Origin of the sequence: Tropicimonas sp. (assembly GCF_047971885.1) — a bacterium.
Lineage (GTDB): Bacteria > Pseudomonadota > Alphaproteobacteria > Rhodobacterales > Rhodobacteraceae > Tropicimonas.
The window spans coordinates 1-11228 of the sequence record NZ_JBKEAE010000200.1 but is presented as its reverse complement, the minus strand read 5'-3'; the positions used below and the strand labels follow the sequence as shown (position 1 = coordinate 11228).

12 protein-coding genes are annotated in these 11228 nt (G+C 67.4%); 5 read left to right on the top strand and 7 right to left on the bottom strand.

What is annotated here, in order from left to right; translation table 11 throughout:
* Positions 1–432: alcohol dehydrogenase catalytic domain-containing protein (locus ACK5IR_RS16755; RefSeq protein WP_416930527.1), on the bottom strand; the 432-nt coding region annotated here is incomplete at its 3' end.
* Between the two features lie 72 nt (positions 433–504).
* On the opposite strand from ACK5IR_RS16755, the gene ACK5IR_RS16750 reads away from it, so the two are divergent.
* Together ACK5IR_RS16750 and ACK5IR_RS16745 are read left to right on the top strand one after the other, a co-directional pair.
* Entirely contained in the window at positions 505–939 is a 435-nt protein-coding gene (locus tag ACK5IR_RS16750) for an I78 family peptidase inhibitor (protein ID WP_416930525.1), read from the top strand.
* 119 nt (positions 940–1058) lie between these two features.
* Complete coding sequence (locus ACK5IR_RS16745) at positions 1059–1859, top strand: FAS1-like dehydratase domain-containing protein (protein ID WP_416930523.1); 801 nt, start codon at positions 1059–1061, stop codon at positions 1857–1859.
* A gap of 3 nt (positions 1860–1862) precedes the next feature.
* Here the strand turns inward: ACK5IR_RS16745 and ACK5IR_RS16740 are convergent, their stop codons facing one another.
* Together ACK5IR_RS16740 and rnr are read right to left on the bottom strand one after the other, a co-directional pair.
* Positions 1863–3134, bottom strand: a complete 1272-nt coding sequence (locus ACK5IR_RS16740) for a lytic murein transglycosylase (RefSeq protein ID WP_416930521.1) — start codon at positions 3132–3134, stop codon at positions 1863–1865.
* Positions 3135–3227: 93 nt separating this feature from the next.
* Positions 3228–5507 carry a ribonuclease R gene (gene rnr, locus ACK5IR_RS16735; RefSeq protein ID WP_416930519.1) on the bottom strand — a complete coding sequence of 760 codons (2280 nt, stop codon included), beginning with the start codon at positions 5505–5507 and terminating at the stop codon, positions 3228–3230.
* 416 nt (positions 5508–5923) lie between these two features.
* On the opposite strand from rnr, the gene ACK5IR_RS16730 reads away from it, so the two are divergent.
* Positions 5924–7186, top strand: coding sequence for a SulP family inorganic anion transporter (locus ACK5IR_RS16730; protein ID WP_416930517.1), 1263 nt, complete (start codon positions 5924–5926; stop codon positions 7184–7186).
* On the opposite strand, the gene ACK5IR_RS16725 is transcribed toward ACK5IR_RS16730, so the two are convergent.
* The 4 genes from ACK5IR_RS16725 to ACK5IR_RS16710 are packed head-to-tail and all read right to left on the bottom strand — an operon-like array spanning position 7137 to position 9942.
* A complete protein-coding gene (locus ACK5IR_RS16725) occupies positions 7137–7733 on the bottom strand; it encodes a TIGR04282 family arsenosugar biosynthesis glycosyltransferase (RefSeq protein ID WP_416930529.1) in 597 nt (198 codons plus the stop codon). The two genes, ACK5IR_RS16730 and ACK5IR_RS16725, sit on opposite strands and share 50 nt — an antisense overlap.
* A gap of 38 nt (positions 7734–7771) precedes the next feature.
* On the bottom strand, positions 7772–8203 hold the full coding sequence (locus ACK5IR_RS16720; protein ID WP_416930515.1) for a GNAT family N-acetyltransferase: 432 nt from the start codon (positions 8201–8203) through the stop codon (positions 7772–7774).
* Entirely contained in the window at positions 8200–9339 is a 1140-nt protein-coding gene (gene dapE, locus ACK5IR_RS16715) for a succinyl-diaminopimelate desuccinylase (RefSeq protein ID WP_416930513.1), read from the bottom strand. Before dapE ends, ACK5IR_RS16720 begins: the two co-directional genes overlap by 4 nt.
* Positions 9340–9381: 42 nt before the next feature.
* Entirely contained in the window at positions 9382–9942 is a 561-nt protein-coding gene (locus ACK5IR_RS16710; protein WP_416930511.1) for an acyl-CoA thioesterase, read from the bottom strand.
* 137 nt (positions 9943–10079) lie between these two features.
* Here ACK5IR_RS16710 and ACK5IR_RS16705 point away from each other — a divergent pair, with 137 nt between their 5' ends.
* Together ACK5IR_RS16705 and ACK5IR_RS16700 are read left to right on the top strand one after the other, a co-directional pair.
* Entirely contained in the window at positions 10080–10358 is a 279-nt protein-coding gene (locus tag ACK5IR_RS16705; protein WP_416930509.1) for a YggT family protein, read from the top strand.
* Positions 10359–10442: 84 nt separating this feature from the next.
* Positions 10443–11228 (top strand): RecQ family ATP-dependent DNA helicase (locus ACK5IR_RS16700; protein WP_416930507.1); only part of this gene is annotated, 786 nt, incomplete at its 3' end.

The following is an 11228-nucleotide window of genomic DNA, read 5'->3' as shown; positions in this document are numbered from 1 at the left end:
GTTGGAGAAGGTCGAGCAGCCCATGTAATGCAGGATCGGCGTGCCGTCGGGCATGGAGAAGCGGGAGGTACCGTCCGGCATCAGGCCCTGGCCCTGGGTGGTGCGGATCGACTGGCAGAGGTTGGTCTTGGGGTTGAGGCAGTAGTCACATTCGCGGCATTCGGGCGTGTAGAGCGGGATGACGTGATCGCCGGGCTTGAGAGATGTGACGCCGGGGCCGCATTCCAGCACCACGCCCGCGCCCTCATGGCCGAGAATCGCGGGGAACAGGCCCTCCGGGTCGGCGCCCGAAAGGGTGAATTCATCGGTATGGCAGATGCCGGTTGCCCTGATCTCGATCAGGACCTCGCCCGCTTTCGGGCCTTCGAGGTTGACCTCCGTCACCTCAAGCGGCTTTCCCGCCTCGAATGCCACAGCGGCGCGCGTTTTCATTATCCGATCCTCCGGTTAGACTGCGGTGGAATCGTGGGCGATGCGCCCCGTCAATGCAACCATGAGGAACCGATGAAATCGAGAATTGCCGTTACCGCCGTCCTGCTTGCCGCACTGGCCGCGTGTGAACCGGCCATCACCAGCGATCCCGTGACCGGCAGCATCGTCACCGAGCAGCCTCCGACCACCACCATGACCACCCCCGAGGTGCAGACGGCGCCGCTCGACCAGACAACCCCGACCGGTCCGGTCGAGGACCCAGCGCTTTCGATGGTTGAGGAATCGCCCAGCCCCGGCGGGCTTCTGGAGCGCGAACCCGACACCTGCAAGGTCGGCGATTTCGTCTATCTGCGCGGCCAGACCTCAACCGAGGTTCAGGGCGCCGGCATCACGCGACCCTATCGCGTGATCGGCCCGTCGGACATCGTGACCCAGGAATACAACCCGATGCGGGTCAATTTCTATACCGACGGCAGCGGCCGGATCGGGCGGGTTTCCTGCGGCTGACAGGGCACGGGTGATTCGCGCCCCGGCGGCCTGCCGGGGCAGATGACCGTGTGGTGTGGCGTGCCACGGCGGTTCGGGGTGGCCATGCTTCTGCCGGATCGTCTTGCGGCGAGAGGGAAATGGCCGATATGAACCCAGACTGGCAGATTGTTGCCGACACGATGGATCCGTGCCGGGCCGCAGCGCTGAACGTCGCCCTGTCGCTGGACGGGCCGCCGGTGGTGGCGGGTGATGCCCTGCCACCCTTCTTTCATCAGGTCTATTTCTGGCAGGCCGAACCGGCCGCCAGGCTGGGCCGCGACGGTCATCCCAGGGTCGGTGCCTTCATTCCCGATCTCGGGCTGCCCCGGCGCATGTGGGCCGGCGGGCGGCTGAAGTTTCCGGCGCCGCTGATCGCCGGCGTCTCCGCCGAACGGCACAGCGAAATCGCCACCGTCGCCCGCAAGACCGGGCGCAGCGGTCCGCTGGGTTTTGTCACCCTGCGCCATGAAATCCGGCAGGAGGGCGTGCTGCGGATCGCCGAGGAGCAGGACCTCGTCTATCGCGAGGAACCCGCCCCGGATACGCCCGGCGCCGCGCCGGTTTTCGCGCCCCTGGACAGCGAACCGGAACGGCATGCGTTTTCGACGACGCTGCTGTTTCGCTATTCGGCGCTTACCCTCAACGGACACCGCATCCATTACGACGCCGATTACGCGCGCGATGTCGAAGGTTATGCCGGGCTGGTCGTGCACGGCCCGCTGCTGGCGCAGCTTCTGATGCTGAAGGCCGCGCGGGCAGCGCCTCTGCGCGGCTTCAGCTTCAGGGGAATGCGCCCGCTGACCCATGTCGAAACCGCAGTCCTGAACCGCGACGGCGCACGGCTCTGGGTGCGTAACGGCGCGGGGCATCTGGTCATGCAGGCCGAGGCAGAGTGGTAGGGGTCAGGGCCCGTCGACCCGGAGCATGTCGAGCAGTTCGAGCGTGGCGAACCCGTCCGGTATTTCGCCGCGCGCCTTCTGCCAGGCGCGGATCGCATCGATCGTGTCGGGCCCGATGCGTCCGTCGACACCCTGGGTGGTGAAGCCGCTTTCCGTCAGCCGCTGCTGGATCTCGATCCGCTCGGCCAGCACCGGGGCCTGATGGCGCCGTGGCCAGCCGTGGCGGATCGTTTCGCCGCCCGCTATCCTGTCCGCCAGATGGCCCACCGCGATCACATAGGCGTCGGCCGGGTTGTAACGTTCGAGCGCGGCGAAATTGTCGAAGATCATGAAGGCCGCCCCTTCCCATCCCCCCGGCAGAATGACCGAAGCGGGTCCGTGGTCGGGTACGGCATTGCCGGCGGTATCGGTCACCCCGAGCGCGGCCCATTCCGTGGGAAGTTTCTTTGTCGGGTGCCCGGCCAGCGCATGGTCGAACCCCTCGGGCAGTGTCACCTCAAGCCCCCACGGCTGGCCCGCGACCCAGCCGGCCGATTTCAGGAAAGCGGCAGTCGAGGCGAGCGCGTCGGCGGGATCGTCGCCCCAGATATCGCACCGGCCGTCGCCATCGTAATCCACCGCATGGACGATATAGGACGTGGGCAGGAACTGGGTGTGGCCCATGGCTCCGGCCCAGCTACCCGTCATACGCTCGGGTGTGACCTCGCCCGCCTGAAGGATCTTCAGTGCCACTTCCAACTGATGGGCAAAGAACGGGCCGCGCCGCTCGTCATAGGCCAGGGTCGCCAGCGCCCCGATGGTGTAGGTGTCGCCCCGGACGGCGCCATAGGCGCTTTCGAGCCCCCAGATCGCGGCGACGATTTCGGCCGGCACGGCGTAATCGGCCTCGATCCGGTCGAGCAGGGCGCGGTTTGCCGTAACGGCCCTGCGCCCCGCCGCAACACGCGCCTCGGAGACGGCGGTGTCGAGGTAGGTCCAGATCATCTTGGTGAATTCGGCCTGATTGCGGTCTTTGGCGACGATTGCCGGATCGAACCGAACACCGGCAAACGCCGACGCCAGCGTATCCGGCGCAATGCCCCGGCCCGGCGCTCTGGCGCGATAGGCGGCAAGCCACGCCTCGAAATCGCCTTGCGTCATCCGACCCGTCTCCTGCGCCGCTTCGGTTGCCGGCGGGCGCAAGGCCGGGCGCGGAGAACGCTCGACCGCGCCGGTGCTGTCGGCCAGTGCAAGAACGGCGACCGGTACCGCAAATGTCCGAAAAACCCGCCTCACCTGTCCGCCCGTTCTGTTGCCGGTTCGGCGGAAGTCTAGCCGCACCGTTCGCAGTGGCAAGCGCCGGGACGAGAGGCAGCGTGCGCAGGCGGTCTACCGCCGCTTGCGCGTGACCTTTCCCCTGGCCGGACCGCCGCCCTTCCTGTCCGCACGGGCGCGCGCCTTGGCCTGGCCGGGCTTGCGCCGCGACGGGCTGCCCCTGCCGGCCGACCGCCCCTTGGGCGCGACGCTGTCACCATCGATGGATATCAGATCGAACATCAGCCCGCCGGTCACCGGTACCGCCTCGGCCAACCGCACCGTCACCTTCTGACCCAGCCGGATCACCCGGCCGGTATCGGCCCCCATCAGCGTGTGCGCGTCACGGTCGTAGTGGAAATACTCCGCCCCCAGCGCCCGCATCGGGATCAGCCCGTCCGCGCCGGTCTCGTCCAGCCGGACAAAGGCGCCGAAGCGGGCGATGCCGCTGATCCGCCCGGTCATCTCGTTACCGACATGTTCCGAAAGGTAGGCGGCAAGATAGCGGTCGGTGGTATCGCGCTCGGCCGCCATCGAGCGGCGCTCGGTCTCCGAGATATGTTCGGCGGTGGCGGGCAGCCGCTCGATATCGTCGGGCGACAGCCCGTCCTTTCCCCAGCCATGCGCCGTGATCAGCCCCCGGTGCACCATCAGGTCGGCATAACGACGGATCGGCGAGGTGAAATGGGCATAGCATTTCAGCGCCAGCCCGAAATGGCCGAAATTCTCCGGGCTGTAATAGGCCTGGGTCATCGACCGCAGGGTGACGAGGTTGATCATCTCGGCCACGTCGCTGCCCGCTGCGTCATGCAGCAGCTTGTTGAGGTGCCGGGTCTGCAGCACCTGCCCCCTCGCCAGGGTCAGCCCGCTGGCCTCCGCCGTCTCGCGCAGGGCTTCGAGCTTTTCGGGGCTGGGTTCCTCGTGGACGCGATAGAGTGTGGGGATGCGTCTGGCCGTCAGCGTCTCGGCCGCCGCGACGTTGGCCAGCACCATGAAATCCTCGATCAGTCGGTGCGCCAACAGCCGCTCGCGGAAGTTGACCGACAGCACCTCTCCCTTGTCCGACAGCACGATCCGGCGTTCGGGCAGGTCGAGGTCGAGCGGCTGGCGTTCCTCGCGCGCCCGCGCCACCGCCCGGTGGGCCGCTTCGAGCGGTTTCAGCACATCCTCCAGCAGCGGCGCGCATTTGTCGTTCGGGTTGCCGTCGAGCGCCTCCTGCACCTCGCGGTAGTCGAGCGACGCCACCGAGCGCATCAGCCCGCGATGAAAGCTGTGGCCGATCTTGTCGCCCTGCGCGTTGATCCGCATGCGCACCGCGATGCAGGCGCGCGGCACCCCTTCGTGCAGCGAGCACAGATCGCCCGACAGCCGGTCGGGCAGCATCGGCACCACCCGGTCGGGGAAATAGGTGGAATTGCCCCGCAGGCGTGCCTCGGCATCGAGCGCCGAACCGGGGGTTGCGTAATGCGCCACATCCGCGATAGCGACCCAGATCACATGCCCGCCGGGATTTTTTGCATCGTCGTCGGCATGGGCATGGACCGCGTCGTCATGGTCGCGCGCATCCGCCGGGTCGATGGTCAGCAGCGGCAGGTGGCGCAGATCCTCGCGCCCCGAAAGACCGGCCGGCTTCATCCGATCGGCCTCGTCGATCGCCCTGTCGGGGAAATCGTCGGGGATGCCATACTGATGGATGGCGATCAGCGAAACCGCCCTCGGCGCCGACGGATCGCCCAGCCGCTCGACGATGCGCGCCGTCGGCAGGCCCAGCCTGCCGCGCGGACTTGCCTGTTCCGCCTCGACCAGTTCGCCGTCCTTGGCGCCATGGGTGGCCCCGGGGGGTACCTGCCATTCGCGGTCGGCGCCCTTGTCGATCGGCGTTATCCGCCCGCCTTCGGTACGCTTGCGGAAAACGCCGAGAATCCGGCGCGGATTGTGCCCGATACGGCGGATCAGTCGCGCCTCGTACTGGTGGTCCTCTGCCCGCACGCCGTTTACACGGCCGAGGATACGGTCGCCCTCGCCAAGCGCGGGGTCGGAGTCGCGCGGGACATAGAGCACCCGCGGCGCCGCGCCGTCGCCATGCCATTCCAGCGGTTTGGCGAACAGGTCCCCGTCGGCGTTCGGCGCCATGATCTCAAGCACCGTCACCGGCGGCAGCTTGTCGGGGTCGCGATAGTGGCGGTGTTGCCGTTGCAGGTGGCCCTCGGCCTCAAGCTCCTTCAGCATGCGCTTGAGATCGATGCGCGCCGCCCCCTTGACCCCGAAGGCCTTGGCGATATCGCGTTTGGATGTCTGACCAGCGTTGTCGGCGATCCAGTCGCGCAGCTGGTCCTTGCTGGGAAGCTCTGCCATGGGCGCGGCCTATCATGCGTGCGGCGACCTGTCACGGGCGGAAACAGGCAGGCGAAGCCTGCCCGGCCCAACGGGAGGAGGGGCATCCGCGATGCCCCGACGACGGGCGGGAGCCCTGCGACCGGTGCCGGCGATATCGCAGCCAATCCGGCAACCGCGCCGCTGCCGATTCGGAATCCGGCCATGCCACGGGTCGTCTGTGCGCGCGCATCCCGTCGTCCGTCCCGAGCCGGATCGTTCATAAGGCTGCGCTATGGGTTGGGCCATGAATCTTGCCCGGAACATCACCGGCGGCATGGCCAGATGCCGGTGGCCGCCCGTTGGGGCGGACGGCCCTCACACCCGCTTGCGAAGGGCCGCGCAATTGCGGCAATAGGGCGGTGCGCGACATTACCGCGCATGCCGTGCGAGCCACCATGAAGCCCAAGATCCTCACCACACTCCAGACCTACGACCGCCAGACCTTTGTCGCCGACCTTCTGGCCGGAATCACCGTGGCCATGGTGGCCATGCCGCTCAGCCTCGCCATTGCCATCGCCTCGGGGGCCGATCCGGCCAAGGGGCTGGTAACCGCGATCGTCGGCGGGTTTCTCATTTCGCTTCTGGGCGGCAGCAGGGTTCAGATCGGCGGCCCGACCGGTGCCTTCATCGTCGTCGTGTTCAGCGTCATCGCCACCCATGGTCATGACGGGCTTGTCCTCGCGACGCTGATGGCGGGCATCATCCTGCTTGTCGCAGGATATTTCCGCGCCGGGCGCCTGATCCAGCTTGTTCCCGAGCCGGTGATCAACGGATTCACCATCGGGATCGCGATCATCATCGCGACCAGCCAGCTCAAGGATCTGTTGGGGTTGTCGGTCGAGACCGTTCCGGCCGAGTTCTTCGCCAGGATCGCGGCGCTCTGGCGGGCACGGCAGACCTTCAACCTGGCGGCGCTGGGGATCGGTATTGCCACCATGGTGCTGATCGTCCTGATGCGGCGGGCTTTTCCGCGCTTTCCCGGGCTGATCGTCGCCGTCACCATCACCTCGGCCATCGTTGCCTTCGGCGCGCTGCCGGTCGATACGATCCAGTCGCGCTTCGGCGACCTTCCCCGCAATCTGCCGATGCCGGCGATCCCGGCCATGAGCCTGACGCGGATCGGCGAACTCTGGCCTTCGGCCTTCGTGATTGCCTTTCTTGCCGGTGTCGAGTCGTTGCTGTCGGCCATGGTGGCGGACCGGATGATCGCCGGAAAGCACCGTCCGAACGCCGAGCTTCTGGCACAGGGGGCGGCGAATGTCGGCTCGGCGTTCTTCGGCGGGCTTCCGGCGACCGGGGCCATCGCGCGCACCGCCACCAACATCCGTGCCGGCGGCAGGACACCGGTCGCCGGGCTGGTGCATGCGCTCACCATACTGGTCGTGATGCTGGTCGCGGCACCGCTGGCGGGTTATCTGGCCATGCCGGCCCTTGCCGGACTGCTGATCCTGACCGCCTGGAACATGACCGAGCCGCACCGCTGGGCGGGATATCTCAGGGAACGGCGGTCGGACCGGTTTCTGCTGGTGCTGACACTCGTTCTGACGGTGGTTGCGGATCTGACGGTTGCCATCGGCGTCGGGGTTGCCGTCGGGCTTGCGCTGCGGCTCAACCGCCGCAACGTGCCCGCCTCGGAATGGGAGGCCCCCAAGCGTTAGCGAGATCGCCGGCGGTATCTACATCGGCCAGTCTGTCGACAAGGGCGATCCGCAGCGGCGCGAGCCCCGCGATCGTGTCGGCCATCGCCTGTCCGGTCGACCAGCGCACGCCGGCGAAAACCCGCAGCGGCAGCGGCGTGGCGCGTTTCAGCCCGATCAGCCAGTAACCGCCATCCGGTGCGGGGCCGAGCACCGCCTGATGATTGCCGAGCGCATCGAAGGCGCGCGCGATGTGCCGCCGGCGCATCGCCGGAACATCGGCGCCGACGATGAGACGGGGGCCCTTCTGGCCGCCGCGAAACAGGCGGCCGAACCTGTCGCCCAGATCGCCCGGCCCCTGAGCCACGCGCGGCAGGTGCCCGGGCCAGACGCGCGAGGCCATCCCGGCATGATCGGGCGAGACCGCCAGCACGATATCCCAGCGCGGGTCGCGCAGATGGCGGATCAGCCCAAGCGCCTGATGGCGGAACCACCATGCCGCGTCGGTCATCCCGATATCGCGGCCAAGCCGCGTCTTGACCCTGCCCGGGCGCGGCTCCTTGAGCATGACGATCACCTGCCGCCGCCAGTGCGGCGCTCGCCGGTTCACGGGTCGAGCACCATGTGACGGTGCGGGATACCGGCGTCGAGAAACTCATCGCCCTCGACCCGGAACCCGAGCCGCCGGTAAAATCCGATCACCGTCACCTGCGCGCCCAGCCTGACCTGTGAAAGCCCCGGCATCTGCGAAACGCGGTCGAGCGCCGCCCGCATCAGCGCCAGCCCGACATTCCTGCCGCGATAGTCGCTCAGCACACAGACCCGTTCGATCTTGGCCGCATCCCCGACAAAGCGGATGCGCAGGGTACCCACCGGCAGGTCGCGGTCGCGGGCAAGAAGGTGCATCGCCACATCGTCGAGCCCGTCGATCTCCTCGGCCTCGCTGACGCCCTGTTCCTCGACGAACACCTGCCGGCGCAAGGCAGCACAGGTCTTGCGGTCTTCCGGTGTCGCCGCTTCGGATACCACGAATGTCATGCGAAATATTCCTCGAGTATACGCCGGTATATGGCGGCAAGCTGGCCGATCTGCGCAACCGCCACCCGTTCGTCGATCTGGTGCATGGTCTGCCCGACAAGACCGAATTCCACCACCGGGCAATGTGCGCGGATGAAGCGCGCGTCCGACGTGCCGCCCGAGGTGGACAGGACAGGCCGCAGGCCGGTCTCGGCCGCGACGGCCCGGGCCACCAGATCGGACAGCGGGCCGGGTGGGGTCAGGAAGGCTTCGCCTGACACCGAAGTCGTCACCTCCATCCCGACGCCGGTCTCGGTGGCAACGCGCCCGGCCTCCTGCCTCAGCCATTCCGACAGGCCGGCGCCGCTGTGCAGGTCGTTGAAGCGGATGTTCACCGTGGCGCGACAGGCGGCGGGGATGACATTGCTCGCCGGATTGCCGGTATCGATGGCCGTCACCACCAGGTTCGACGGGTCGAAATGGGCGCTGCCCTTGTCCAGTTGTCGGGCCTCCAGCCGTGCGGCAAGCGCAACGATGGCGGCAACCGGATTGCGCGCGCGATCGGGGTAGGCGACATGGCCCTGAACGCCCCTTGCGGTAAAACGGGCGGTGATCGAGCCGCGCCGCCCGATCTTTATCATCTCGCCCATCCGTTCGGGGCAGGTCGGTTCACCGACGAGACAGACCGACATCGCCTCGCCCTCCGCCGCCATCCAGTCGAGCAGCGCGGTGGTACCATCGGTCGCGTCACCCTCCTCGTCCCCGGTGATGGTCAGCACGACCGCCCCGTCGGGCGGTGCCTCGGACACCAGTTTCGCCGCCGCCGCGACGAACGCCGCAACACCCGATTTCATATCGGTCGCGCCCCTGCCCCAGAGGATGCCATCGCGAATCTCTCCGCCGAACGGATCGGCGCTCCACGCCGCGGTATCGCCAACGGGGACGACATCGGTGTGACCGTTGAAGCCGAAGCTGCGCGCATGGCCCCTTGTCCCCCAGCGGGCGAACAGGTTCGGCGTGCCGTTCCGGTCGATCCGCGTACAGGCGAAGCCCGCATCGCTCAGTACCCGTTCGAGCAACAGCAATGCGCCACCCTCGGCCGGGGTGACAGAGCGGCAGCGGACAAGTTCGGCGGTGAGTTGAACCGGGTCGATCATGGCGGATCCTTCAGCGTTTGCGATGGCCTAGCCGCTCCGGTGTCAGGCTGCAATCGTCTCGCCGTCCCCGGTTTCCCGCATCGGCGGCCAGGGGCGTTGTGCCTCGGCCTCGATCCACGCGGTAACCCACCCGGGCAACGGGGGGCTCTCCGGCGCCGCACCCAGAACCGCAGCGACACGTTCGGTCGGCACCAGCCCCAGAGGGTCGGTCAGTGCCAGCCGCAGCAGCCCGTGCGAGGCACATTCCCCCCGGACCCACATGGATTGCTCGGCATAGAAGAACCGCTCGTCCCAGCCGATCAGGCGCGTGCGAAGCTCGAACCGGTCGAAGGCGCGCACCCGGCGACGATAGCGGATCGACGTTCCGGCAACTGTGCCGCCCCAGCCCTGCGCGCGCATCGCCCCCATGATGCCGAGACGCCGGAACAGCACGATACGGCCCAGATCGTAAAGCGTCAGTGTCCGCCCGTTGTTCAGTTCCATGAACATGTCGATATCCCATGGCCAGCAGATGTGGTGCGCCACATGGATGCCGGTCAGGGGCAGCGGCGCGGCTTTGCGGTGGCGCAACAACTCGGATACAAGGCGGGCGAAAGGGTACATCGGCGGCTCCTTTCGCATCGAGCAAGCCGATCCTTACGCCAAGGTCAAGCGCGACCTTGCGTTGCCGCGGTTGCGCCCGCCCGCCGCGGCGCCTACATCCTTGCCGGAGTGCGTTTCAGGAGCGGCAGATGTCCATCATGATCTATCAACTTCTCAGGCTTGTCCTCGACGTCGCCTTTTTCGTCATGATCGTGCAGATCATCATGAGCTGGCTGCTGAATTTCAACGTGCTGAACTATCGCCAGCCGATGGTGCGCGGCATCTGGGACGGGCTGAACAAGCTGCTCGAGCCGGTCTATCGCCCGATCCGCAACATCCTGCCCGACACGCGCCCGCTCGACCTCGCTCCGCTGGTCGCCTTCATCATCCTGATTGCCGTGCGCGACATCATCCTGCCGGGCATCTTCTTCCGCTGACGCGCCGCGCGGTCTTGCCGGCCGAATCGTCCTGTGGGATGGTACGGCCGATAACGAGCAGCAGATAATCCCGCAGGACCGGACATGGCCGCACCCTCACCGGAGTCGATCCTATCCTCCGTCTTCGGATTCGATTCGTTCCGCCCCGGTCAGGCCGAGATCGTCGCCTCGGTCAGCGCGGGTCGGAACACGCTGGCAATCATGCCGACGGGCGGGGGAAAATCGCTGTGTTTTCAATTGCCGGCACTGTGCCGCGACGGGGTGACGGTTGTCATCTCGCCGCTGATCGCGCTGATGCGCGATCAGGTGCGCGCGCTGCGCGAGACCGGTGTCGCAGCGGGGGCGCTGACCTCGGGCAACACCCCCGAGGAGACGGATGCGGTTTTCGATGCCATCGATGCCGGAACGCTGAAACTGCTCTACATGGCTCCCGAACGGCTCGCCACGGCCGGAGCCGCAGGGATGCTCCGGCGCGCGGGCGTCGGGCTGATCGCGGTGGACGAGGCGCATTGCGTCAGTCAGTGGGGCCACGATTTCCGCCCCGATTACCTGCGTATCGGCGATCTGCGCCGCGCGCTCGGCGTGCCGCTGGCCGCCTTCACCGCCACCGCCGACGCCGAGACGCGCGACGAGATCGTGGCGCGCCTCTTCGATGGCGAAACGCCGAAGGTCTTTCTGCACGGGTTCGACCGGCCGAACATCCACCTTGCGTTCGAGGCCAAGAAATCGCCGCGGCGGCAAATCCTGTCCTTTGCCGCCGCGCGCCGGGGGCGTTCGGGCATCGTCTATTGCGGAACGCGGGCCAAGACCGAATCCCTGGCGGCCGCGCTCGGGGAGGAGGGGCACGCCGCCTGCCATTATCACGGTGGC

Excerpts from the sequence above, each read along its gene's own strand:
- ACK5IR_RS16750 (WP_416930525.1), top strand. The coding sequence starts at position 505 with ATGAAATCGAGAATTGCCGTTACCGCCGTCCTGCTTGCCGCACTGGCC.
- ACK5IR_RS16745 (WP_416930523.1), top strand. The coding sequence starts at position 1,059 with ATGGCCGATATGAACCCAGACTGGCAGATTGTTGCCGACACGATGGAT.
- rnr (WP_416930519.1), bottom strand. The coding sequence starts at position 5,507 with ATGGCAGAGCTTCCCAGCAAGGACCAGCTGCGCGACTGGATCGCCGAC.
- ACK5IR_RS16730 (WP_416930517.1), top strand. The coding sequence starts at position 5,924 with ATGAAGCCCAAGATCCTCACCACACTCCAGACCTACGACCGCCAGACC.
- ACK5IR_RS16725 (WP_416930529.1), bottom strand. The coding sequence starts at position 7,733 with ATGCTCAAGGAGCCGCGCCCGGGCAGGGTCAAGACGCGGCTTGGCCGC.
- ACK5IR_RS16720 (WP_416930515.1), bottom strand. The coding sequence starts at position 8,203 with ATGACATTCGTGGTATCCGAAGCGGCGACACCGGAAGACCGCAAGACC.
- dapE (WP_416930513.1), bottom strand. The coding sequence starts at position 9,339 with ATGATCGACCCGGTTCAACTCACCGCCGAACTTGTCCGCTGCCGCTCT.
- ACK5IR_RS16710 (WP_416930511.1), bottom strand. The coding sequence starts at position 9,942 with ATGTACCCTTTCGCCCGCCTTGTATCCGAGTTGTTGCGCCACCGCAAA.
- ACK5IR_RS16705 (WP_416930509.1), top strand. The coding sequence starts at position 10,080 with ATGATCTATCAACTTCTCAGGCTTGTCCTCGACGTCGCCTTTTTCGTC.